Genomic DNA, 23,600 nt, shown 5'->3' on the forward strand with positions numbered 1-23,600 from the left:
AGTGTAGCCTGTTGGCAAATATGGAACCTCAATGGGTCTGATTCGGAACCATACCACGGCTGATGGTTCTAAGTGGTGACAACCTACCCGGGCAATACCATTTATGCTTCTTAAAACAGTCTTTGCATTTACGTTGATAACCGCCAGCACCTTGCAGGCCCATGGTGCAGAGGCCGAGGTTACTGCTACTCCGGACACCCCCGACACAACCGCCCCCGAAACCCCGGCCAGCGGCCAACCCGCTCACTGGGAAGTGGACAAATTGCGCGCCGTGATTGAAGACCAGGAAGCGGACCAGGGTGCCTACGGCGAGGCCATGGCAGAGTCTCTTTTGGGGCTGGGCCGGGCACTGCAACAGGTGGGCGAGCACGATGAAGCCATTGGCACACTCAACCACTCGCTGCATGTTTCCAAGGTCAACCACGGCATTTACAGCATCCAGCAAGAACCGGCCCTGCGTGCCCTGATCAACAGTTACGAAGCCCAGCAAGACCTGACATCCGTCAGCCGCTCTTACACTCACCTGAGCAAGCTGTATTCCATCCATTACGGACGTTCAGCTCCGGAACTGCTGCCATTGCTGGAGGAAATGGCCGAATGGCACCGGCAGGCGTATATCGACAACATCCAGCGGGATTCCATCGGCTACCTCACTTTTTCCATTTCCATCACCAATAGCGCGCTGGCCATTGCCGAACAGAACCCCATGAAGTTCGCCAGCAATATGGTCAACCTGCTGCGCAGCAATGCCCAAAGCTCCTGGCATGTGAACAACCACCTTGCCAAGTACAAACACCTTGAGGGAGAAAACAGCAAAGGCTTTGACGCCAACCGGGAAGTGCAGCATTTGAACAGAGCGGCATCCACGGGCAGATACAGCAACCAGGAGCTGATCCTGACCAGCTCCTACACCATAGGCCGCGACTCCTACCAGCGTATTATCGACATCCTCAACGACAACAATGCCGCGCCCAGGGAAAAAGCCAGGGTAATGGTGGAACTGGGCAACTGGTTCACCATTTATAACCGCCCCAACTCGGCCCGGGACAGCTACCAGAAAGCCTGGCACCTGCTCAACGACAACGATGACCAGGAAGGCCTTGAAGAACTGCTTGGCGAGCCGGACAGCCTGCCCAACTTTGACAGTGGCCCACCCAACCAGGGAACCCTGGTAGAAGCCACCATGACCATCGACAAACGTGGGCGGGCAAGAAAGGTGGAGGTGGTGCGCACCTTTCCGGAAGACGATCGCAAAGCGGCACAACGGGCCATTCGCACCATCAAAAAGACCCGCTTCCGGCCCCGCTACGAAAACGGCCAACCGGTGGGCTACGACAACTACACTTACCTGCTGCGTCTCAGCGAAAAATTCTCGGGTAAAAAACCATGAAACAAGTAAACACCATTGCCCTGGCCATCGTGCTGGGGGCTACTTTGGCCAGCTGCCAAACCCAGAGCCCACAGAGCAGCTCGCAACTGCCGCAGCCCCCCAGCAGCCCGTCTTCCGGGTCGCCGAGCCCGTCGATTCCGTCGCCGTCCAGCCCTTCCAGCTCGTCGCGCCCGTCACAGCCATCACCGTCGTCGAGCCCCTCCAGTCCCTCGGCGCAACCGCCGTCCGGGTCACCCCTGCCCGGCGGCGCCCCACCCATACCCAGCACTTCCAGTCGCTCTGGCCCGGAATCATCACAACAGAGTTCAGACTCCAGGCAGCAGGGTGAACAGGGCTCACCAGAGACCGCTGAAGACATTTTCGGCTCTCGCCCCGGTGGGGAAAACCGCCAGTCAGAAGACATTCCCGATCTGGATGCTCAACCTGGCGGCAGCGAAGCGGCCACCCATGAACAGCTGTTGGAAGTGCTCGCCGATATAGACGCGGCCCTGGAAAAAGCCGCCAGCGACCCCAACGCCACCCCCGCAGAACAAGCCCGTGTAGAACAGTATCAGGATGTGCTGGGTGACATTCGCGTCAGTGTGGAAAATGGCCAGCTTGACCCCGCTGGAGAACAGGCACTGCTGGACATTCTCGCCGACCTGGAAGGCAGCATCGAAGCCAACGAACGGGCCCAGGCCAACAACGGCAATGGTGACATTCCAGTCACCATTACAGTTGAGCAGGTGGCTATTCTGCAAGACCTGATCGACGTTATCGGCATACCCGGAGCCACCCCCGGTATCGGCTTCCCGTCACTGCCCGGCTTGCCCGGCGGCGGTAGCGGTTCGCGCACTGGCGGCGAAACCCTGGGTGATCTGGACGCCGCTCTGGAAGCCTCCATCGGCGTGTTCGACGGCATGATTCTCTCCGAGCGCGTCAATGCCCAGGGCAAACCCGGCGAATTTGAAGGCGGCGAAGAATACACCGGCGGCGCCGAAGGTTTGTTTGAAGAAGGCGACCCGGCAGAAGCGGGCGCTGCAGGCGGCGAACAACAGCAGGCGGAATCCCCTGAATTCCCGGGCACCGAAGAAAATGCAGCCCAGGCATCACAGGGCGGTGGCGGCGGCATTGGCAATGCCGGTGAGCACGCAGCCATACCCGACGACATCCCCGATGGCCGCGACGACGACATTGTCGCCCGCCAGATTCGCGAAGCGGCGCAAAGCGAAACCGACCCGGAACTGCGGGAAAAACTGTGGGACGAGTACCGTCGCTACAAAAATGGGAAGTAGAACGGTAAATAGCGGTGTCAGAAATTAAAAATCGATACTGACATTAAAACCAAGCCCGCACTCACCCACACCCACAACAGCAGAGCGACAAAAATACCATGAGGCATAACGTGCGATTACTGAAAAGCATTCCTGTTTTGGCGGCCCTGGCGTTTTTGGCTGGCTGCAACACCAATTTGGTGACCACCACCGCTTACACACCGCTGGAACAGCAGAACATCAATGAGGAGTCCAGCCGCGAACTGCTGGACGTGGGCATTATCCCCCTCGACCCCGGCCTCGACAAAGCCGAAGAAAACGAAACCCTGCTGCCGGAATTGCGCAACGCGGAAGCCCAATTTCTGGCCCACCAAATCAGTCTGACCGTGCAAAACAGTGCCGCCTGGGGTGCTGTGCGGGTGATTCCCGGTACCGCCACTGTCACCGATGTTTACGTGGAAGGCACCATTCTCAATTCCAACGGCAAAACCCTGGAACTGGAAATTCGCGTCAGCGATTCCAGTGGCCGCCACTGGTACACGGAAACCTACACAGAAACCGTGGGCAAATACGCCTACGAGCGCCGTCAGCGGGGCCGCGACCCCTTCCAGGGTGTGTTCAACCGCATCGCCAACGATCTGATGCGCTACCACGACAAGCTGCCCGCTGAACGCAGCGCTGAATTGCGCACCATATCGGAACTGCGCTTCGCCCAGGACTTCTCCCCGCAGGCCTTTGACCGCCACATTGAAACCGACAAAAAGGGCGAGCTGAAGGTCGCTTCTCTGCCGGCGGAAAACGACTCCATCCTGCAACGGGTGCGCCCCATTCGCGAACGCGACTACCTGTACATCGACACCATGCAGGAGCACTACCAAACCTTTGCCAAGCGCATGAACAAACCCTATCAGGACTGGCGCGCCACCAGTTACGACGACATTATTGCCATCGAAAAACTGCGTAAAAGCTCCGTCAACCGCGGCATTATTGGTGGCCTGGCCATTATCGGTGGCATACTCGCCGCAGGCAGCGACAACGGTTCCAGCCAACTGGGTGGCCTGGTGGCCGCCGGTGCCGGTGGCGTTTTGCTGAAAGACGCCCTCGGCAAACGCCAGGAAGCGCAAACCCACGTGGACGCCCTGGTGGAACTGGGTTCTTCTCTGGAAGCGGACATCGAGCCTCAGGTCATCGATCTGGAAGATCGCACCATTACCCTCACCGGCAATGTGGAAGCCCAATACCAGGAATGGAAACAACTCCTGCAACAAATCTACGAACAAGAACGCGGACTGGAATGAGCCAACAATCACCTACTGATACGAAACAATCCACTGACACCCCGGAAACCCAGCCTCAAACCGTTATCGAACAGACCCCCAAACCCCGGACCAACCCCTGGGTGTTTGCCGGGCTGGGAGTGGTGGGCCTGCTGGCACTGGCGGTGATCTTTGTGCTGCCCAATCTGGTTACGCCACCGGAAATCGCCCCGGTCGCCGTCGAGGAAACCCAGCCCAACAGTACAGGTACCGCAGCCAAACCGCTGGAATCCCCCTGGCAAGAAGCTCAGCTGGCGCAAGCCCGCCGCAACGCCCAGGACATTCTCGCCAAACTGCTGGAAGCCCAGGAATTTTTGCAGGGCAAAGCCGTTATGCAGTGGGGAGCCGAAGACTACCAGCAAGCGGCAGACACTGCCGCAGAAGCGGACATCGCCTTCCGGGAACGCCGTTTTAACGACGCTCTCGATGGCTACCAAAATGCCCTGCAAACCCTCACCGGGCTGGAACAACAAGTGGAAAGCACCCTGGCCAACGCCCTGCAACAAGGCATGCAAGCCATCGACAGCGGCGACGCCAGCAGTGCTCAAACACACTTTCAGCTGGCCCAGGCCATCGACCCCAAAAACAGCAGCGCCACCACAGGCTTACAACGGGCGGCCACTCTGGATGCGGTGCTTGAAGCACTGGTTCAGGCAGAGCTGTCTCAGGAAAATGGCGATCTTGAACAGGCACTTGAACAGGCCAACAGCGCTCTGTCTCTGGACAACAAACACCGGGGAGCGCAACAAACCCTGGCGGATATCCAGCAACAGATTGCCGAGCGGGACTACATCCAGGCCATCAGTCGCGGTTACAGCCACCTGGAAAAAGGCCAACTGATGAGCGCCAGCAAAGCCTTTAAAAATGCCCTGGCCCTGCGCCCCGGCAGCAGCGAAGCACAACGGGGACTCACCCAGGCGCAAAACCGCCAGACCCGGCAAACCCTGCAACAACAATTGGCCGTTGCCGGCCAGCGGGAACAGGAGGAAAACTGGCAGGCGGCGGAAACCCTCTACAATCAGGTACTCAACAAAGACAGCTCCGTGGTAGAGGCCCGCAGCGGGCAAATTCGCAGCAGCGTGCGCGCCCAGTTGGATGAGAAACTGCAAAACCTGATCGACAACTCCATGCGTCTCACCAGCTCCAATGTCTATCAGGACGCCACCCAATACCTGCAGGAAGCCCGCGCCATCGACCAGCGCGGCCCCCGGCTCAACAAACAGATTGCCGCCCTGCAAACCGCATTGATCAAAGCCGCTACCCCCTGGCCGGTGGAAATTCAGTCCGACAACGCCACCCTGGTCACCCTGTTCCGTGTGGGCGAGCTGGGCAAGTTCAACAGCAAGCAAATCAAACTCAAGCCGGGGCGCTATGTAGCCACTGGCAGCCGTAAAGGGTACCGGGATATCCGGGTGGAATTTACCATTACCGGCACAGCCCCCAGTGGCCCCATCATCATCAAGTGCAAGGACATCATCTGACGTGGCAGACCATTCACAGCAATCTCCGCAAACCATTACACCTGCGGAATTCGCCCCCCTCGACGGCCCCATCGTGCGCCGCAAGCGGGTGCACCCGGTAGCCATTGTGATTGCCGTGGCGTTGCTTCTGGCCGCAGTGGTGCTGTGGTTCCTGCTCACCGCAAGGGCGATCTTTTTTGACCCGGATCCCGCCGCAGCCAGTGTGGAGGTAGAGGGCGGTCTGGTGTTTCAACTGTCGGACAGTTACCTGGTGCGCCCGGGCAGTTACTCCGTTCGCGCCAGCGCCGAGGGCTATCACACCCTGAACCAGCAAATCGACGTCAGCAACGATGACAACCAGCGCTTTGCCCTGAGCCTGGAGAAAAAGCCCGGCCACCTGCAATTGAGCAGCCAGCCACCGGGGGCAGAAGTGACCCTGGACGGGCAAGTAGTGGGCCAGAGCCCGCTGCGCCTGGGCGACCTCAGCCCCGGCGAACACCAGTTGCAACTGGCAGCACCACGCCACTTTACCCGCAGTCTGACGGTAGACATTACCGGTCTGGACCAGACTCAGGAATTGGATGTCAGCCTGGACCCGGCCTGGGGGCAGTTACAACTGACCTCCAGCCCCGCCGGTGCCGAGGTGTTTGTGTCCGGTGAAAAGCGCGGGGTTACCCCACTCACTACCGAGCTGCTCACCTGGGGAGAAGACGTTAAAGTGCAATTACCGGGGCACAAATCCTGGCACAAAAAATTGCAGGTGGGGGCCGGTGAATCCCTGGCCATTGACAACATCGTGCTCGACAAAGTGGACGGCCTGCTGCGCCTCAGCAGTACTCCGGCGGGAGCGTCGGTTACCGTCAACGGCACCTTCCGCGGTCAGACGCCACTGGAGCTGGAACTGCAACCGGATACCCGGCACAACCTGTCGCTGTTTCTGGAAGGCTATTTCACCAGCCGCCGCTCAGTGACCGTTCCCTCTGGCAACGAACAACAACTGGCGGTTAATCTGGCGCCGGAAACCGGCAGCCTGCAGGTAACCACCAGTCCCGCCGATGCCCAGGTATTTATCAACGGCACGTTGCGCGGCAGCGGTGGCGACAGCTTTCCCCTGCCTGCCAAACCCCATCGCATTGAAGTACGCCGCAAGGGTTACGCCAGCCAGAGCCGCAGCTTTACCCCGCGCCCCGGTATCGAACAGTTGATGCAGTTCAAACTGCTCACCGAAACCGAAGCGCGCTGGGCTGCCACCCCCAAACAGATCAAAACCGAACTGGGCCAGGGGTTAAAACTGTTCCGCCCGGAAGGGCTGTTCGCCATGGGTGCATCGCGCCGGGAGCCGGGCCGACGCGCCAACGAAGTGCAGCGCCAGGTGATTCTCAAACGGCCCTTTTACCTGGCCACCCACGAAGTCACCAACAAAGACTTTATGGCCTTTGACAGCAGCCACTTCTCGCGCCAGACCGGGGGCGTCACCCTGTCCAGCGCCAAACAGCCGGTGGTCAATGTCAGCTGGCAACAGGCCGCGCTGTACTGCAACTGGCTCAGTGCCCGCGAGGGTCTGCCGCTGTTCTACCAGACCAAAGACAACAAAGTGACCGGCACCAACGCAAACGCCACCGGCTACCGCCTGCCCACCGAAGCAGAGTGGGCCTGGGCCGCCCGTCACACCGGCAACTACCCACTCAAGTACAGCTGGGGCAACACGTACCCACCCACCAGTGGCTCTGGCAACTTCGCGGATAATTCTGCGGCGAAAATCACCCCCAGTGTGGTCAAAGGCTACAACGACAGTCACCCGGTGACCGCCCCGGTGGGTAAATTTGCCGCCAATCACTATGGCATCTACGACCTCAGCGGCAACGCCGCCGAATGGGTCAACGATTTTTACGGCATTGAAATCAGTCTCGGCGGCAAAAAAGTGGTAGACCCCACTGGCCCGGAAGACGGTGAATTTCACGTGATTCGCGGCTCCAGCTGGCGCCACAGCAGCATCACCGAGTTGCGTTTGTCGTTCCGCGACTACGGCAATGCACCCCGTGACGACGTGGGTTTTCGCATCGCCCGATATGTTGAATAGCAGGAATTGGTTATGAAAAAGTTATTGTTACTCGCCGCTATCGCAACCCTGGCACTGGCCGCAGTAGCGGCAGAGCAGCCCAAAGAGCCCGAGAAGAAAGACGGCCAGGAACAACCCAAAGACGGGGATAAAAAGAAGGCCAAAAAGCCTGTCATTTTCAAGCCCACTGAAGAACTGTCGGAAGATTTTTCCGTGCCCTTCCCCACCGACATTTAACAGGCAACCAAACCCCTTGAGACATAAACCCTTGAGACAGTCACCATGAGACAGCAAGCCGCCTCGCGAGAGTTTTTTTTCCAGATATTTGCCCTGATCCTGTCGCTGATCATGGTGCACGCCATATACGTGGCCCTGATTCGCCCCAACGCCAACGCCATTATGCAGGCCCAGCTGGAGCGGGAAGCCGCCGGTGAAGTGGTGGTGGCAGAGCGCTCCCTGTATGTGGTGCTCAAGGACTTCGAGCAGGAAGCCTGTTTTATTCTGATGTTCTGGGCCATGGCCATAATGGGTTACAAAGCGCGCCGCTCCATCAAAGAGCGCAGCCTGTTGCAACTGAAGCTGATTCAGATTGACGAGGGCTCGCGCATCCTGCCGGAAGACGCCCGTCAGTTGGTGCGCCCCATACAGGCCCTGCCCACAGATCAACAGCAATACCTGCTGCCGCGCATTCTCAGCGCCGCCCTGCAACGCTTTACCACCACCCGCAGCATTCAGGACGTCTCCGAAGTAAGCAACGATACCTGCGAAAAAGAATCCGACCGCCTCGACTCGGAACTGTCCATGGTGCGCTACATCGCCTGGGCCATTCCCTCCATCGGCTTTATCGGCACCGTGCGCGGTATCGGTGAGGCACTGGGACAGGCGGACAAAGCCGTACAGGGCGACATCGCCGGTGTAACCGCCGCACTGGGCGTGGCATTTAACTCCACACTTATCGCCCTGGTGATCAGCATTGTGGTGATGTTCCTGGTACACCAGCTGCAACTGCTGCAGGAACGCCTGGTGCTGGACAGCCACAGTTATGTGGACAGCAAATTGTTGCGGCATTTGAAGACCGATTGATTAGTTAGACCGGCGCAAAGCTGAATAGCTTTGAGCTTTTGAATGAGCGGTCGCACGTCGCACGCCTGACGTCGCACGCTAAAACCAAGCACTCTGTAGGTCAGACTTTAGTCTGTCAAACAACTCGACAATTACCACCAATATTGACGAGCTGAAGACCAACCTGCAGAGCTCCAAACCAAAGCGTGCGACGTGCGACGTCAGACGTGCGACCAAGGTTTTTTAAATGACACTGGCAGTATTCGACCTCAATGACAGCGCCATCGGCCACGGCAGCAGTGCCGACAACTGGCAGCACAGCCCCGGCCTTGCCCGTGTGGAGGATGGCCGTATTGTCACCGGCGAGATCGCCCGCAGTCGTGCCTGGCTCGACCCGCAGCAGAGTTTTCAGCAGTTCTGGCAGCAGCTCAACCTCACCCCACTGGCGGTGCACACCAACAGTGCCCGCCACCACGCGGACCTGGCCTACGCACAATTGCAGCAACTGCACAAAGACAGCGGCGAACCCGAACAGGTTATCCTGGCGGTTCCCGGCAGCTTTAATCGCGAACAACTGGGGCTGCTGCTGGGGCTGGCCAACGCCTTGCCCTTTAAAGCGGTGGGTTTGGTGAACAGCGCACTGGCGGCGGTAAGCACACAACCACCAACCGGCCCGGCGCTGCATCTGGATATTCAGCAACACCAGTCGCTGATCACCCGCCTCGACCACCGCAATGAACTGCGCAGCCTGGACTCTGACGCGGTGAGCAACCTGGGAATGAAACAACTGCTGGATCACTGGGCTCACCAGGTGGCGGAACAGTTTATCAGCCAGTATCGCTACGACCCCCTGCACACCGCCGACGGCGAACAACAGCTCTACGACCAGTTACCCCACTGGCTCGCCACCTTGCAGCGGGAGCCTCAGGTGGCCGCATCGCTGCACAGCAGCAAGGGGGATTTTGACATCAACCTGATGCGCGAACCGCTGCTGGCCAGTGGTGAATCGCGCCTCAAGCAACTGCAACAGGCCGTGGAAGAACTGCGGCAAAACGGCGAGACCCTGTACCTCAGCCACCGGGCGGCGCAAATTCCCGGCCTGCGGCGGCGCCTGGGCGAGCATCAAGTGCTGGCAAGTGATGCTGTTCTGCAAGGCTGCCTGGGCCATAAACAACAGCTGTGTGGTGACTCGCAATCCCTGCATCTGATAAACGCCTTGCGAGTGGCCACACCAGTGCCAGCCGCCGACAGCGAGTCGTCATCCCGGCCCAGCCACCTGTTGGTGGGCCACCGGGCGCTGACTATTGGCGAGCAACTGGCGCTGCGTGTCACTGGCAGCGTCGTCGAACCCTGCGATCCGGAGCAAGGGGATTTACTGCTTATCAACAAAGGTTCCGGCCTGCTGCTGCAAACCCCCGCCGAGGTGGAAGTGAGCGCCCCGCCAACACTGCAACCCGGCTCGATCATCCAAGTGCAGCAACACCGCCTGCAATTGATTGTTGTGGATTAAGGGGCGCGCGCAGTCATGGCAAAAAAACGCGGCTTCAGTCCCTTCAGTTTATCGTTTCTCGACATCATGGCCTGTGGCTTTGGCGCGGTTACTCTGTTGTTCCTGATTCTCAAGCACGACCCCACCACCATCACCACCGCCGACCCCAATATCGCTGCCGAGGTAAAACTGTTACAGGAAGACATTCGCGAGGGCCGCAAGGAACTGGTGATTTTGCGCAACTCCCTGGCGGATGTGGAACAGAACAAAGACGCCGCCCAGGGACTGTCCGACCGCATTGTAGAGCGCATTAAACAGCTGGAACGGGAGCTGAGCGCCCAGAGCGACCCGGAAGAAACCGTCGCCACCCTGCGCAAACAGGTGGAGGAGCTGGAGGAAGAAATTTCCACCCTGGAAGACCAGTCCCGCGCCAACGACACCCGCCGCTTTGTGGGCCAGGGCGATCGCCAGTACCTCACCGGCATCAAACTGGGGGGGCGCAACGTGCTGATTCTGCTGGACGCCTCCGCCAGCATGCTGGCAGAAGACATCGTCAACACCGTAATTACCCGCAACCGCAGCGATGCCGAGAAAAAGCGCGCCGACAAATGGCAGCGGGCCCTGAAAACCGTGGAATGGCTGGTGTCGCAAATGCCCCCTTCCACGCAGGTACAGGTAATGACATTCAACACCGACACCAACAAAGTGTTGGAACTGGACCACAGCGATTACGCCAGCGTTGCCGACCCGGAAGAACTGGATCAGTTGTTCGGTAACCTCGCCGAAGTGGTACCCGGCGAAGGCACCAGTCTGATCAACGCCTTCAGCGCCATTAACCAGTTGCAGCCTCGCGTGGACAACCTGTTTTTGATTACCGATGGTCTGCCCACCCAAGGAGATCAACCGCCGCGCCGCGCCACCATTACCGGGCGCGACCGGGAACGCCTGTTCAGCCGCGCGCTGGAAGTACTGCCCAACAACCTGCCGGTGAATGTGGTGCTGTTTCCCTTTGAGGGCGACCCCACCGCCGCCGCCGCATTCTGGCGCCTGGCGCTGGCCACCAATGGATCATTTTTAAGCCCATCCCGAGACTGGCCATAGGAGACGAAAAGTGAAAAAGAAACGCAATTCCGTCGCCGAAATGAACATCTCCTTTCTGGATGTGATCAGCTGTGGCTTTGGCGCGATTGTACTGTTGTTGCTGATCGCCAAAACCGTGGAGAGCACTGCGTTTGAAGAATCCATTGATCTGGATGGCTCGTTCAAGGATTTGCAAAAAGAACTGTTTGAAATCCGTGGCGAGACCACCGTTCTCAACCGCCAGTTACGCTCCCGGGAGGAACAGCTGTCCAACCTGCAGTTGAAAATCGCCCGCCTGCAAGAACAGCTGGCCAGTGTGGAAAAACAGCGCAAGGCCGTCGCTCAAGTGGACACTACCGAGGAAGAAGAACTGACTCTGGCACTGCAGATTCTTACCGAAGAAATGGAGCGCCTGCTGGGGGCCGACCACAAGCGCACCGACGACACCGTGGGCGGCATTCCGGTGGACAGCGAATACGTGATTTTTGTGGTGGACACCTCCGGCAGTATGCAAACTGCCTGGGCGCGAGTGCGCCGGGAGATGATCAACATTCTCGACATTTACCCGCAGGTGAAGGGCATCCAGGTAATGAACGACCAGGGAGGCTACATGTTTTCCAGCTTCAAAAACCGCTGGATTGAAGACACCCCCACCCGCCGCCGCGCCATTGTGCAACGGCTGAATACTTGGACTCCATTCAGTAATTCCAGCCCGGTGGAAGGCATTCAAAGAGCCATCCGCTCGTTTTACGACCGCGATAAAAAAATCAGCATCTACGTATTCGGTGACGACTACCAGGGCCAGTCGGTGCGCCGGGTGCTGGACGTGGTAGACCGCCTCAACGCCGAGCGCAGCGGCAAACGCCTGGTGCGTATTCACTGCGTGGGCTTTCCGGTACACATGCTGGGCAACGGCGTACCGGGATCAGCGGTACGCTTCGCCAACCTGATGCGGGAGATGAGCTATCGCAACGGCGGAACCTTTGTGGGGCTGAATGGCCTTAATTAAAGTCCTTGCCCATATATGTAGGGTGGATTAGCGTAAGCGTAATCCACCAAAACAGGTCGGTGTAACCCTACGGGAATAACAGTAATGGCAACAAACATACATAAAAATTGGCTCATGCCACTTTTTGCAGCCAGCGCCTTGCTGCTGACCGCCTGCTCCACCAACGTCACCGTTAGCGGCGACTACCCCACCCCGCTGGCCAAACCCATACCCTACAACGTTGGCGTGGTGTTTGATGACACGTTCAGCAATTACGTCTTCACCCGAGACAACATCGAAATCAAACTGGGGGACGCCCAGATACGCATGTACGACAACCTGTTTGACGGCATGTTCGCCAACAGCACACTGCTGGAATCCCGCGAGGCCGCTAGCGAAGATATAGACCTGGTGATCGTGCCCAATGTGGAAGAAATTCAAATCGCCACTCCCAAAGACAACCGCCTGAAAGTCTACGAAGTGTGGATCAAATACAACATGCAGGTGTACGACGGCGATGGCAGCTCCATCGCCGACTGGCTGATGACCTGTTACGGCAAAACCCCCACAGCCACTCTCAAATCCCGCGCCCGGTCGCTCAACCTGGCCAGCGTGGTCGCCCTGCGCGACGCCGGGGCCCGCATGACCACAGGCTTTGTGCGAGTGCCGGAAGTACAGGGCTGGCTGATACGCCAGGCCGCCCGCAAACGGCAACCGCCCGCCGCCAGCGACACCCCGGCGACCGAGCCGCACACCCAAACCACCGTGGAGGAACAGCCATGAGCTATACATCCAGACTTTACACACTGGCCTTCGCCGCAGCGACCCTTGCCCTCGGCGCCTGCTCCACCACCACTACCATCGATGAATACCGCGATGCCGGGGTACGCGATATCAGCCTCAACGACAACGAGTCCATGGTGATTCTGGGGCGGCGACACCTGGGCGATCACGAAACCGAACCGGGCTTGATCAGTTGCATTGGCAAGCGCCTGAACCGCAAGCTGACGGTGGATGTGGTAAACGAACAAAACTTCCTCAACCAGCTTTATCCCTGGTTTGAACCCCGCACAGCGCCCCTGAAGTTGCGCCGCATGGAACGGCTGATGGATGACCAGGCCATCGCCAACCAGATCGCCGCCATGGGCGTGCGTTACATGGTGTGGGTAGATGGCAACACCGAAACCACCGACAGCAGCGGCTCCCTGAGTTGCACCATCAGCCCGGCAGGTGGCGGCTGTTTTGGCTTTGCCAGCTGGGATCGCCTGTCCTCCTACGAGGCCATTATCTGGGACATTCAGGAAATGGAAGAAAAGGGCCGGGTACGGGTGGACACCGAAGGCACCTCCTACATGATTGCAGTGGTGGCCCCGGTGCCATTTATTGCCCAGGTACAGTCAGAAGCCTGCGAGGGCATGGGCAATCAGCTGGCGACCTTCTTTGACGGTGAATAGCAGGTAATGTCGTGAGCAGAAAGAAAATCACTTCGAATCTGAATAGTCGCACGTCGCACGTTGCACGTCGCACGCTAACTGCACTGCTCGCTATTGGTGCGCTGGCTGTTTCCGTTTCAGCTCACGCCTGGTCGAAGAAAGACGCTCGCATCGGCAAGGAAATCTACGACCAGACCACCACCGAATCCGCAGTTTACGAAGAGCCCAAACTGGTGGATTACGTCAACAAAGTGGGCAAGCGCATTGTCGCCGCCAGTGACCGCCCCGACGAAGAATACGTATTTACCATTATCGACAGCCCCAACATCAATGCCTTTGCCACTCCCGGCGGCTACGTGTACATCAACCGTGGCCTGATCACCTACATGACCAGCGAAGCGCAATTGGCGGCGGTGCTGGCTCACGAAGTGGGTCACATTACCGCCAGGCACGCCGCCCGCCAGAACAGAATCAATAACACCAGCAATATTGTTTCCGGCATTCTCGGTGTGCTCACCGGCAGTGGCGATGTGGCAGAGGCCAGCTCCCTGTGGGGCCAAACTGTAGTGCGCGGCTACGGTCGCGATATGGAACTGGAAGCGGATCAGCTGGGGGCCAAATTTCTCTACAACGCCGGCTACCCGCCCACCGCCATGATCGAAGTGATCTCGCTGCTCAAAGACAACGAGAACCTGGAAAAGCGCAAAGCCCGCGAAACCGGCCAGCAAGTGCAGGTATATCACGGCCTGTTTGCCACCCACCCGCGCAACGACAAGCGCCTGCTGGAAGTGGTGGCCGAGGCGGGCAAGCTGTCGCAGGGGCTGGATGCGGATGCCAATATCACCCCGTTCCGAATCGCCACCAACGGCTTGCCTTGGGGCACCAACTTTCGCGCCCCGCCACCGCGTAAAAACCGCGTCAGAGACGAAAAACTCAAGTTCCAGTTTGACCACCCGGATGGCTGGCAATTTGTTGCCACAAACAACCGCTACACCGGTAACGACGCCGACCAACACTACCGCATGACCATCGACGTGCAGGCGCGCACCCGCGACACACCGCGCCTGTACATCAAAAACAAACTGGGTGAAACCCTGAAAAAAGCCGAAGATTTCACCCAGGCAAGACTCAACGGCAGCCGTGGTTATGTCACCACCGCCGACGGCAAAGAACAGCGCATTGCCGTGATCTACCACAGTCGCTACGCAGTTGTGTTCCGCGGCGACGTACTGGAAGGTGGAGACGCCGAACAAGGCGAAGACCACTTTAACAGGGTCATCAGCAGCTTTCGGGCCATCTCAACCCGTGCCTTGGCAGCGGGAAAAACCAAAACCATCAGCTACGTAAAAGCCAAGGACGGGGTCACTTTCAGAAAACTGTCGCAGTTTTTAAAGCTGGGGCAATTTGGCGAACAGGAATTGCGAATCATCAATGGCTACCCGTCGAGGGGAGAGCCCAAGCCCGGGGAGTGGATAAAGGTTATTCGTTAGCTTAAGGAGCGCTCTCAAGCAACTTTTCTGACGATTTGGCGTGTCGACGCAATTTTCCCGAGTGCGCCTTTTTCGCCACTTCAAGCAGAAAATCTCGATACTGCTCCTCCCCTGTTCTGCCGATAGTCTTGCAAAACCAGGCAAAAGCATCCACCAGGTTGCGGTCTTTTGTGCTTATATCACGACGCATACGCTCAATTATTAATGCGATTTTTGCCGGATCATTCTCTCTCGTTTCGTACATCTGGCGAGCCAGGATGCGCAAATAATGCCCGCTGCCAGACCGAATATCCTCAGCAGTTTCCCCGGTGGTTTTTTCGTAATGGCGCGCTGGCTCCACACGATGAACCAGCCATTCTCCTCCAAGCCAGTTAAATACAACACGCCCCTGATTTTCATAAATCAACGTTAAGAATGGTTGACGAATTGAGCCAACAAAGGGTCTGTGCTTACTGAGTAATGTAATCCCAACCCTGTCTGGAAGACCTATTTTACTCGCCACATCGTTCACATGAGTTTTCCGCTGAATATCACTCAACCGAATTGATGCTTCACTGGCTGACGACGAAACAAGCTCCTGGGCCAAATCCCGCCAACTGCTATCGGCCACAAAAACCGGCTCATTACGCTTGAGTTTACGCAACGCATTGCGAGCGTACTTTTTGACCTTGTCTTCGCTGTGTTCAGCAGCCGGTGCTATCAGCTGTTCATACCTCTTTGACTCACTTTCACCAAGAGTGCGAACAATCAATGCATAGGTATCTTTGTGAAACGTTCGTTCGCCGGATTTATATTCTGTAAAAATATATGCAACAACATCCTGCAAAGGCCTTCTGTCAGCATGATTATGTATGACATTTCTCAATCCAAGCCGAAAGTTATCCAAGCTATTCGAGAGCAATAGCTGCAGCGTTATTTTTTCATAGCCGGTTAAATCAGATTTCTCACTATTTTCTGCACAAGCAGAGCAAGAGATAATAAAAGTAACCACCAAAACTCTTAACTTTGCATACATATTTACAATTCCCTAAATTTTTATTTATCCGAATATTGAATCGCGCTTTTATCGTTGATCAACTGCCCCCAATAACGGTTATAGGGGTGAATGGCATTGGTAGTTTCGCCTTCCATATCCATCAATTTCCCTCCCTCGTTGTGCCATTGGAACAAACCACCGATAAGGTTAAAAGCCTTGCTGGATTCCGGCAATTCCGCTGCCAACCGTGACGCCAGCGCCGATGAACGCCGCCCTACTGAGCAATAGAATACAACGGTTTTCCCCACTATCTGATCGCCGTACTGATTCATAAATTCTTCAGCAGAAATCCCCGGCTCCACCAGGATTGCACCGTCCATATGACTCACCAAAAATTCACTGTCTTCGCGCACATCAAAAATCATCAAATTATCGCGTTTCGAGTCGTTCAATTGCCCGACGGAGATGTGATTGACGTTTTCGTAGTCAGCCAAAACAGTCTGGTGAATTTCCTGCAGCCGAGGTTTATTTGTTAGCAATACAACAACAATCAACCCCGCAAACACAACGGAAATCGATAACACCTGGGGCCAGCGGCGTTTAGTCATTGCGCCGCACCGACTTGAACGGCAACAACAAACTCCACCACAGAGAAGCCGGGCGAGTATCCTGATAAGCGGACAGGCCGATGGACATACCGTTGTGACCATCGCGAGGCTGATCGACATAAGTACCAAACCAGCGATCCCAAACCGACAGAAAAAAACCGTAATTACTGTCCGTCTCGCTGACAATGACCGAGTGGTGAACCCGGTGCATATCCGGGGTAACAACCACCTTGCGCAACAACCCGTCCAGCTTTTTCGGCAAACGTACATTGGCGTGATTGAACATGGCGGCGCCGTTTAAAATAACCTCAAACAAAATCACCGCCACTGCCGCCGGACCCACCAGCAACACACAGAGCATTTTGTAAGCCATGGAAAATACGATTTCCAGCGGATGAAAACGGGCACCAGTGGTGACATCAATATCCCTGTCCACATGATGTACCTTATGCAACCGCCACAGCAAAGGCACTTTGTGAGACAACACATGCTGGGCGTAGATCAACACATCCAGAATTACCACCGAGAGGGTTATTTCCAACCACAGGGGCAAAGTCAGAATATTGAATAATCCCCAACCCTGTTGCGAAGCAAAAATCGCCACCCCCACTGCCAAAAGTGGAAAAACAACCCGCAGCACCCAAGCATCAACTATCACCAGCCCCCAGTTGGTAAACCAGCGGCCAGCCCTGGGCAACACCCGTTGTTTTCTGGGAAACAAGGCTTCCAGAGAAGCCATTAGAATAAATACGCCAGCGAAAATGCTTACCCGTATCAGTGCTTCATGTGTTTCCAAAAAGTTCATAGCTGACTATTTTTTCAGAGGCTGAACTATAGACATACTTGGCTGGCACCGGTTCTTGATAACTTTGATTAAATAATTTCCCAAAAATGCACTTATATGCCGATACATTGCTGTACAGGACAAACTCCCAGATCGTCATTCAAAATTAACAGGCTGTTACACCAATATCCCAACCTGCGTGGCCACCAACCAGGCCATGCCGCTCATAAATAAAATCACCAGCCACACCGCCAACAGTAGCCGCCAGAAGCGGAACGGTTGGCGTTTTACAGAGTGCACGCCACTGGTGGTCACTTTGCGTACCCGCTCCAGGTCCTCCGGGTAAAGTTCGTCTTCGCTGCGCATCAATGTATTCCTGTAATAATCCGTGGCAGTCTAGCTGGCCGACAACAACGGCTCAATATCCAAATGAATTGCCGCCTGTTGCGGATCAGGGTTTTCCAGGTATGGCACCACTCCCAGCAAAGGCGCGGGTAGTAACGATTGCAGGGTAGCCAGATTTTCTTCAAAGCGGCTCATGTGCGGCTCCACCCGATTGGCCACCCACCCCGCAAGGGGCAGTCCATCGCGGTGAATGGCTTCCGCCGTTAGCAGGGCGTGATTAATACAACCCAGTTTCATGGCCACGACCAGCACGACCGGAGTTTGCAGCTGTTTGGCAATATCGGCAAAGGTTTCCCGCTGATTCAGCGGCACCCGCCAGCCACCGGCACCTTCAATAACAGTAAACTCAGCCCCCTGCATCAATACCCCGCGACAAAAGCCGGCAATGCGGCTTGCCTGCAAGCGCTGCCCCGCTTCTTCAGCGGCGATATGGGGGGCAATGGCCGGTTGCAACGCCACCGGGTTGATTTGCTGATAGGGCAACTCCACTGTGGTCGCTTGTTGCAGTATCAGGGCATCGCTGTTGCGCAAGCCATTCTCAGCCTGCTCACAACCCGCCGCCACCGGTTTGATGGCCGCTGTCGTCAAGCCTTTTGCATTGGCAGCGTGCAACAATCCGGCAGCCACCAGGGTTTTGCCCACATCGGTGTCAGTGCCGGTGATAAAGACGGTTTTTTTCATCATTCCTCACGGCCACCCTTCGCTGCGCTCAGGATGACAAATCATTTACGCACCACCCCATACACCACTTGATAGGTGGCAGGCAGACGGCCCTGGTTGTCGCGAAACTGTTCGTAGGCATCCACCAGAGCACGCATGCGCTGACGGCCGGTAAGCCCACTGGGGCGTCCCTGATTGATGTTGTGAGCGCCGATATCTTTTAGCTCACGCATCAGGGTTTGCAAATTTTCATAACGGGGGCACAGGGTTTCCGTGGTCAGCTGGCACTGCAATCCGGCGGCCTGTAACTGTTGTTGCAGTTCACACAGGGGCACAAAGTGATTAACGTGAACACAGTCATCCACCGCTTGCCAGGCTTGTTGCAATTCGCCGAGAGTGCCGGGAGCAAAGGTGCTAAACACCGCCACGCCGCCGGGTTTAAGTACCCGCTGTAATTCAGCACCCCAGTGCCGGGGTTGTTCGCACCACTGGTAGGACAGGCTAGACACTACCAAGTCAACACTGTTGTCCGGCAATGGCAGCGCCTCTGCATCGCCGCACAACCAGCGGTCCGCCTGGGGGCGGTAGTTCTGGGCGTATTCCAGCATGCCGGGGGCCAGGTCGAGCGCGGTCAACTGCGTTTGCGGAAACTGCTGACGCACTGCCGAATACAGGTAACCGGTGCCACAACCCACATCCAGGGTATGCTGCGGGGCCATGCTTTCAGGAATCAGTGCCACCACCCTGTCAGCCACCTTGCGCTGCAACTCGGCAGCGGCGTCATAGCTGTTGGCGGCGCGACTGAAAGAATCCGCCACCTGCTGTTTATTGAGGCGGCCAGCGGACAAAAACAACTCTATCGTTGCAAGCACTCGCTGTGGCACTGACGCATGCATGGCATGGCCCGCTCCCTCAATCACCATGATTTGTTGCCCGGAATTGAGCGCGCTGATGTCGGCAGCGGCAGCCACAGGCACCAGAGCGTCATGTTCGCCAAATAAATGCAGACCCGGCGAGGATAACGCAGCCACTGCATCGCGGTTATCCAGCTGCCCCAACAACCCCAGCGCTTGTCGCCAATTATCGTTTGTAGCCACCTGAGTGAAGGGCCGCAGGGCCTTTAGTAGCTGTCGCTGTTGGCTGTCGCCCTGAGATTGCAAGCCGAAAAACTGTTTCAGGCAGGCCTGCGGGGATTGCTCAAAGAATTGGCAGAATTGCTGGAAAGTATCCGCCTCCATCCCCTTCCGCCAGTGGTCGCTGGCCACAAAACGGGCGTTGCTGGCCAGGGTGATTAATTTACCCACACGCTCCGGGAAGCGGGCACAAAAGGCGGTCGCCAGCATACCCCCCAAAGACCAGCCCAACAGATGGCACTGGGGCGGCAATTGGTTCGCCAGTGTTTCCAGCAAGTCGTCCAACCCCATTTGCAACCATTGCTGGCTGTTACCAAACCCCGGCAAGTCCACCAGAACAACCGGGCGCTGTTGAGCAAGGCTTTGAGCAAATTCGGCAAAAATACCGCTGCCGGCCCCCCAACCGTGGAGTAACACCAATGGCACTTCTGTCTCCGGGCCCGGCAGGTGGGTGAGGTGCAAGGGTGGGGTGGTGAGTTGTAAAACCGCTTCTGTCATATCAAACCACTGGGTCGCCACGCTGCGCTCGCGGTGACGATGTATTTAACCTGAATCCGTGACTACAGAGTGGCGCACAGCACAAGCTCTTGATCCCACAGCGGCTTAAAAAATACCCACTTAACCGATGGGTGAAGCTAAGATTTTTTAATTCCACTGTGAAATCAATATCTTGCACTCTGCACTCACTCTGAAGTTACGGATTCAGGTTTAAAATTTCATCCAGCTGTTGCAGCAGCCGATCCACTTGCTGTTCGTTGTGTTCGGCGCTCAGGGTAATGCGCAACCGGCCAGTGCCTTTGGGCACCGTGGGTGGACGAATAGCCCCCACCAGAATGCCCCGGTCGCGCAACTGCTGACCAACTTGGGCGGTGAGCGCATCGTCGTTCAACAACAGCGGTTGAATCGGTGTTTGAGAATCCATCAACTGCAAACCAATTTGCCGGGCGCCGTTGCGAAAGCGGACGATCAGTTTTTGCAGTTTTTCACGCCGCCAGTTTTCCGTTTGCAGCAACCGCAAACTGGCTCGGGTAGCCGCCGCCACCGCCGGTGGCATGGCGGTGGTAAAAATATAGGGGCGGGCGAACTGAATCAGGGTTTCGATCAATGCCTCACTACCTGCCACAAAAGCGCCAAAAGTGCCGAAGCCTTTACCCAGCGTGCCCACCAGAATGGGCAATTGCTCAGGGTTTAAACCAAAATGCTCGGCGCAGCCGCCGCCGTTTTGACCCAGCACGCCAAAGCCGTGGGCATCATCCACCATCAGCCAGGCATTATGTTTGCCACAAATCGCCGCCAACTCCGGCATCTTGGCGATATTGCCATCCATACTGAACACACCATCGGTAACCACCAACTTGCCACCGCTGTGCCGTTTGCTCAGGCGCTTTTCCAGATCATGGTTGTCCCGATAGCGCTGAAAGTCTGCGCGACTCAACAGCCCACCATCCAGCAAGGAAGCGTGATTGAGGCGGTCTTCCAGCACAGTATCACCGCGATCAGTGAGCGCCGCTATGGTGCCCATATTGGCCATATAACCGGTGGAAAACAGCAGCGCGCGGGGCCGCCCGGTAAAGGCGGACAATTCTTCTTCAAGAGCATGATGTTCGCTGGAATGGCCGTAAATCAGATGGGAAGCCCCACTGCCAACGCCGTATTCAGCAGCGCTTTTTTGCAGCGCCGCCACCACCTCAGGGTGATTGGCCAGGCCCAGATAATCGTTGCTGCAAAATCCCAGGCAGGGCTGTCCGTCCACAATCACCTCCGGCCCGGCGGCGGATTGCAGTTGATAACGCTGACGGTAAAGATGGGCCGCTTTGCGTTGTTGCAGGGCGGGGGTTAAGGCGCTGTCTAGGGGCATTGGTGAGCCCGATTAGTGCGAGAGTTATCTGCCAGAGGCTGCACGTCGCACGTCGCACATCGCACGCTTTGGACACGACGTTGTAGGTCGATCTTCAGACCGTCAACATTACCACTACGTAGTACACAGGTTTGACGGGCTAAAGCCCGGCCTACAAAGTGCTTGGTTTTAGCGTGCGACGTGCGACGTGCGACGTGCGACGCCAAATTATTTCGCCGCATCGTAGAAATACTTGTCGTTTTCCGCATCGGTAATAGCCTGATGCAGCTGCGCAGCCTCTTCCTCGCTGTCCCGCTCTACCCGGTATTCTTCCGGCTTGATGCCCAATTTTTCGAACAGCTCCATATCCTTGTTGGCTTTGGGATTGGGGGTGGTAAGCAGTTTGTCGCAGTAGAAGATGGAGTTGGCTCCGGCCATAAACGCCATAGACTGCATTTGCTCGTTCATGGCTTCCCGGCCAGCGGAAAGGCGCACATGGGATTTGGGCATCATGATGCGGGCTACAGCGATGGTGCGCAGAAATTCGAAGTCGTCCAGGTCAGCTTCGTTTTCCATGGGCGTGCCAGCCACCTTCACCAGCATATTGATGGGCACGGATTCCGGGTGATGAGGCAAATTAGCCAGCTGCATCAGCAGCCCGGCACGGTCTTTCTGGCCCTCGCCCATGCCGACAATGCCACCGGCACACACCTTCATACCGGCATCGCGCACATTGGCCAGAGTGTCCAGCCGATCCTGATAAGTGCGGGTGGTAATAATGTCGCCGTAGTATTCCGGCGAGGTATCCAGATTGTGGTTGTAGTAATCGAGGCCAGCGTCCGCCAGTTCTTTGGCCTGCTCATCGCTGAGCATCCCCAGGGTCATGCAGGTTTCCATACCCAGTGCCTTGACCCCTTTGACCATCTCCGTTACCACGCGCAAATCTTTGGCCTTTGGGGAGCGCCAGGCGGCACCCATGCAAAAACGGGAGGCACCAGACGCCTTGGCCAGCTTCGCCTGCTCCACCACCTTATCCACCTCCATCAACTTTTCCCGTTCCAGGCCGGTGTCGTAACGCACGCTCTGGGGGCAGTATTTGCAATCTTCCGGGCAAGCGCCGGTTTTGATGGACAGCAGCGTACTCAGCTGCACTTCGTTGGGGTTAAAGTGCGCACGGTGCACTACCTGAGCCTGGAACATCAGGTCGTTAAACGGCAGGTTAAATAAATCCAGAACTTGCTGGCGGGTCCAGTCATGGCGAACCTTGTCGTGGTCAAAACTGGCAATGGGGCTGGCACTCATGGGGCACTCTCGCGGATTGATACGTAGGCCCGGAATTATCTGTTAACCCAGCGAGCGATACAAGGTTAACGGTGGAGATGTAGCGAGTACATACATTGATTTACACAAACAAAAAACGGTATATAGATGCAATAAAAATCACGGAACGATTGCCATGCAAAGACATCTTCAAGCCCACCTGCTGCACCATTTCCGCAAGCTGCTGCCTAACCAATGCCTGCTGTGCCATTGCCCGCTAACGTCCTCCCTGCCACTGTGCACCGACTGCCAGGTGGACTTGCCCTGGTTAGGCACGCATTGCACTCATTGCGCACTACCGTTGGCCAGCAACGGTGTCTGTGGCGAATGCCTGCAGTCGCCACCGCCCTGGCAGCAGTGCATCGCCGCCTTTGAATATCGCCCGCCGATAAAACAACTTGTCACCCGCTATAAACACAACGCCAATTTAGCGGCGGGCCGGGTATTGGCAGAATTGCTGGCCAAAGCGATTAATCTGAATGGGGAACCCCCTCTGCCACAATTGCTGTTGCCGGTGCCTATGCACTGGCGCGCGCAAATAATCAGGGGCTTTAACCAAAGCTACGACCTGTGCCGTCAACTGTCTTTGCAACTGGGCATTGCCAGCAGCTACCGGCATCTGCGCAAACGCCATCACACTCCAGCGCAGCACAACCTACCGCGCAAGCAACGGCAGCAAAACCTGCGCAGCCAGTTTGAACTCCGGCGGGACGTAGGCGGCATGCACGTTGCATTGATAGATGATGTTATGACCACAGGCAGTACGGCGCGGGCGATCACGGCTCTTTTGAACAACCATGGAGCGGCCAGAGTGGACCTGTGGTGCCTGGCGCGTACTCCGCCACCGGGCGAATAGC

General features: G+C 56.8%; 22 protein-coding genes. 14 read left to right on the plus strand and 8 right to left on the minus strand.

Features of this window, described 5'->3' with window-relative positions:
• The first annotated feature begins 103 nt into the window (after nt 1-103).
• The 13 genes from ACVBEJ_RS11485 (at nt 104) to ACVBEJ_RS11545 (ending at nt 15,020) form a co-directional block, all read left to right on the plus strand.
• Nucleotides 104-1,390, plus strand: a complete 1,287-nt coding sequence (locus tag ACVBEJ_RS11485; RefSeq protein WP_447129770.1) for an energy transducer TonB — start codon at nt 104-106, stop codon at nt 1,388-1,390.
• Nucleotides 1,387-2,664, plus strand: coding sequence for a hypothetical protein (locus tag ACVBEJ_RS11490; RefSeq protein WP_447129771.1), 1,278 nt, complete (start codon nt 1,387-1,389; stop codon nt 2,662-2,664). The genes ACVBEJ_RS11485 and ACVBEJ_RS11490 overlap by 4 nt, the downstream gene beginning before the upstream one ends.
• A gap of 110 nt (nt 2,665-2,774) precedes the next feature.
• Nucleotides 2,775-3,941, plus strand: a complete 1,167-nt coding sequence (locus ACVBEJ_RS11495; protein WP_447129772.1) for a hypothetical protein — start codon at nt 2,775-2,777, stop codon at nt 3,939-3,941.
• Nucleotides 3,938-5,440 (plus strand): hypothetical protein, encoded by a 1,503-nt coding sequence (locus ACVBEJ_RS11500; protein WP_447129773.1) that lies wholly within the window; start codon nt 3,938-3,940, stop codon nt 5,438-5,440. The genes ACVBEJ_RS11495 and ACVBEJ_RS11500 overlap by 4 nt, the downstream gene beginning before the upstream one ends.
• Before the next feature lies 1 nt (nt 5,441).
• Nucleotides 5,442-7,499, plus strand: coding sequence for a PEGA domain-containing protein (locus ACVBEJ_RS11505; protein WP_447129774.1), 2,058 nt, complete (start codon nt 5,442-5,444; stop codon nt 7,497-7,499).
• A 12-nt stretch (nt 7,500-7,511) separates the two neighbouring features.
• On the plus strand, nt 7,512-7,715 hold the full coding sequence (locus tag ACVBEJ_RS11510) for a hypothetical protein (RefSeq protein ID WP_447129775.1): 204 nt from the start codon (nt 7,512-7,514) through the stop codon (nt 7,713-7,715).
• Between the two features lie 45 nt (nt 7,716-7,760).
• A complete protein-coding gene (locus tag ACVBEJ_RS11515; protein ID WP_447129776.1) occupies nt 7,761-8,561 on the plus strand; it encodes a MotA/TolQ/ExbB proton channel family protein in 801 nt (266 codons plus the stop codon).
• Nucleotides 8,562-8,787: 226 nt separating this feature from the next.
• Nucleotides 8,788-10,050 (plus strand): hypothetical protein, encoded by a 1,263-nt coding sequence (locus ACVBEJ_RS11520; protein WP_447129777.1) that lies wholly within the window; start codon nt 8,788-8,790, stop codon nt 10,048-10,050.
• Nucleotides 10,051-10,065: 15 nt separating this feature from the next.
• Nucleotides 10,066-11,130 carry a VWA domain-containing protein gene (locus ACVBEJ_RS11525; RefSeq protein ID WP_447129778.1) on the plus strand — a complete coding sequence of 355 codons (1,065 nt, stop codon included), beginning with the start codon at nt 10,066-10,068 and terminating at the stop codon, nt 11,128-11,130.
• Between the two features lie 10 nt (nt 11,131-11,140).
• Nucleotides 11,141-12,118, plus strand: a complete 978-nt coding sequence (locus ACVBEJ_RS11530; protein ID WP_447129779.1) for a VWA domain-containing protein — start codon at nt 11,141-11,143, stop codon at nt 12,116-12,118.
• 114 nt (nt 12,119-12,232) lie between these two features.
• Entirely contained in the window at nt 12,233-12,880 is a 648-nt protein-coding gene (locus ACVBEJ_RS11535) for a hypothetical protein (protein ID WP_447129780.1), read from the plus strand.
• Nucleotides 12,877-13,551 (plus strand): hypothetical protein, encoded by a 675-nt coding sequence (locus tag ACVBEJ_RS11540; RefSeq protein ID WP_447129781.1) that lies wholly within the window; start codon nt 12,877-12,879, stop codon nt 13,549-13,551. The genes ACVBEJ_RS11535 and ACVBEJ_RS11540 overlap by 4 nt, the downstream gene beginning before the upstream one ends.
• Before the next feature lie 11 nt (nt 13,552-13,562).
• Nucleotides 13,563-15,020 (plus strand): M48 family metalloprotease, encoded by a 1,458-nt coding sequence (locus ACVBEJ_RS11545; RefSeq protein ID WP_447129782.1) that lies wholly within the window; start codon nt 13,563-13,565, stop codon nt 15,018-15,020.
• Between the two features lies 1 nt (nt 15,021).
• Here ACVBEJ_RS11545 and ACVBEJ_RS11550 read toward each other — a convergent pair whose 3' ends face one another.
• The 8 genes from ACVBEJ_RS11550 to bioB all read right to left on the minus strand — a co-directional run bounded on the left by ACVBEJ_RS11550 (nt 15,022) and on the right by bioB (nt 22,725).
• The gene (locus ACVBEJ_RS11550; protein ID WP_447129783.1) at nt 15,022-16,035 is read right to left on the minus strand and encodes a hypothetical protein; all 1,014 of its coding nucleotides are present in this window, start codon (nt 16,033-16,035) and stop codon (nt 15,022-15,024) included.
• A 20-nt stretch (nt 16,036-16,055) separates the two neighbouring features.
• Nucleotides 16,056-16,604 (minus strand): rhodanese-like domain-containing protein, encoded by a 549-nt coding sequence (locus tag ACVBEJ_RS11555; protein WP_447129784.1) that lies wholly within the window; start codon nt 16,602-16,604, stop codon nt 16,056-16,058.
• The gene (locus ACVBEJ_RS11560) at nt 16,597-17,409 is read right to left on the minus strand and encodes a sterol desaturase family protein (protein ID WP_447129785.1); all 813 of its coding nucleotides are present in this window, start codon (nt 17,407-17,409) and stop codon (nt 16,597-16,599) included. Before ACVBEJ_RS11560 ends, ACVBEJ_RS11555 begins: the two co-directional genes overlap by 8 nt.
• Nucleotides 17,410-17,565: 156 nt before the next feature.
• On the minus strand, nt 17,566-17,754 hold the full coding sequence (locus tag ACVBEJ_RS11565) for a DUF3094 family protein (RefSeq protein WP_447129786.1): 189 nt from the start codon (nt 17,752-17,754) through the stop codon (nt 17,566-17,568).
• Nucleotides 17,755-17,784: 30 nt separating this feature from the next.
• Nucleotides 17,785-18,477 (minus strand): dethiobiotin synthase, encoded by a 693-nt coding sequence (gene bioD / locus ACVBEJ_RS11570; RefSeq protein WP_447129787.1) that lies wholly within the window; start codon nt 18,475-18,477, stop codon nt 17,785-17,787.
• Between the two features lie 38 nt (nt 18,478-18,515).
• Nucleotides 18,516-20,084, minus strand: coding sequence for a malonyl-ACP O-methyltransferase BioC (gene bioC, locus ACVBEJ_RS11575; RefSeq protein ID WP_447129788.1), 1,569 nt, complete (start codon nt 20,082-20,084; stop codon nt 18,516-18,518).
• A 196-nt stretch (nt 20,085-20,280) separates the two neighbouring features.
• The gene (gene bioF, locus ACVBEJ_RS11580) at nt 20,281-21,444 is read right to left on the minus strand and encodes an 8-amino-7-oxononanoate synthase (RefSeq protein ID WP_447129789.1); all 1,164 of its coding nucleotides are present in this window, start codon (nt 21,442-21,444) and stop codon (nt 20,281-20,283) included.
• A gap of 207 nt (nt 21,445-21,651) precedes the next feature.
• Entirely contained in the window at nt 21,652-22,725 is a 1,074-nt protein-coding gene (gene bioB / locus ACVBEJ_RS11585; protein WP_447129790.1) for a biotin synthase BioB, read from the minus strand.
• A 154-nt stretch (nt 22,726-22,879) separates the two neighbouring features.
• Here bioB and ACVBEJ_RS11590 point away from each other — a divergent pair, with 154 nt between their 5' ends.
• The gene (locus ACVBEJ_RS11590; RefSeq protein ID WP_447129791.1) at nt 22,880-23,599 is read left to right on the plus strand and encodes a ComF family protein; all 720 of its coding nucleotides are present in this window, start codon (nt 22,880-22,882) and stop codon (nt 23,597-23,599) included.
• Nucleotide 23,600: the final 1 nt, after the last annotated feature.

This window comes from Porticoccus sp. GXU_MW_L64 (genome assembly GCF_052983295.1).

Coding starts and splice junctions, on each gene's coding strand:
- ACVBEJ_RS11485 (WP_447129770.1), top strand. CDS start 104: ATGCTTCTTAAAACAGTCTTTGCATTTACGTTGATAACCGCCAGCACC.
- ACVBEJ_RS11490 (WP_447129771.1), top strand. CDS start 1,387: ATGAAACAAGTAAACACCATTGCCCTGGCCATCGTGCTGGGGGCTACT.
- ACVBEJ_RS11500 (WP_447129773.1), top strand. CDS start 3,938: ATGAGCCAACAATCACCTACTGATACGAAACAATCCACTGACACCCCG.
- ACVBEJ_RS11510 (WP_447129775.1), top strand. CDS start 7,512: ATGAAAAAGTTATTGTTACTCGCCGCTATCGCAACCCTGGCACTGGCC.
- ACVBEJ_RS11515 (WP_447129776.1), top strand. CDS start 7,761: ATGAGACAGCAAGCCGCCTCGCGAGAGTTTTTTTTCCAGATATTTGCC.
- ACVBEJ_RS11520 (WP_447129777.1), top strand. CDS start 8,788: ATGACACTGGCAGTATTCGACCTCAATGACAGCGCCATCGGCCACGGC.
- ACVBEJ_RS11525 (WP_447129778.1), top strand. CDS start 10,066: ATGGCAAAAAAACGCGGCTTCAGTCCCTTCAGTTTATCGTTTCTCGAC.
- ACVBEJ_RS11535 (WP_447129780.1), top strand. CDS start 12,233: ATGCCACTTTTTGCAGCCAGCGCCTTGCTGCTGACCGCCTGCTCCACC.
- ACVBEJ_RS11540 (WP_447129781.1), top strand. CDS start 12,877: ATGAGCTATACATCCAGACTTTACACACTGGCCTTCGCCGCAGCGACC.
- ACVBEJ_RS11550 (WP_447129783.1), bottom strand. CDS start 16,035: ATGTATGCAAAGTTAAGAGTTTTGGTGGTTACTTTTATTATCTCTTGC.
- ACVBEJ_RS11555 (WP_447129784.1), bottom strand. CDS start 16,604: ATGACTAAACGCCGCTGGCCCCAGGTGTTATCGATTTCCGTTGTGTTT.
- ACVBEJ_RS11560 (WP_447129785.1), bottom strand. CDS start 17,409: ATGAACTTTTTGGAAACACATGAAGCACTGATACGGGTAAGCATTTTC.
- ACVBEJ_RS11565 (WP_447129786.1), bottom strand. CDS start 17,754: ATGCGCAGCGAAGACGAACTTTACCCGGAGGACCTGGAGCGGGTACGC.
- bioD (WP_447129787.1), bottom strand. CDS start 18,477: ATGATGAAAAAAACCGTCTTTATCACCGGCACTGACACCGATGTGGGC.
- bioC (WP_447129788.1), bottom strand. CDS start 20,084: ATGACAGAAGCGGTTTTACAACTCACCACCCCACCCTTGCACCTCACC.
- bioF (WP_447129789.1), bottom strand. CDS start 21,444: ATGCCCCTAGACAGCGCCTTAACCCCCGCCCTGCAACAACGCAAAGCG.
- bioB (WP_447129790.1), bottom strand. CDS start 22,725: ATGAGTGCCAGCCCCATTGCCAGTTTTGACCACGACAAGGTTCGCCAT.
- ACVBEJ_RS11590 (WP_447129791.1), top strand. CDS start 22,880: ATGCAAAGACATCTTCAAGCCCACCTGCTGCACCATTTCCGCAAGCTG.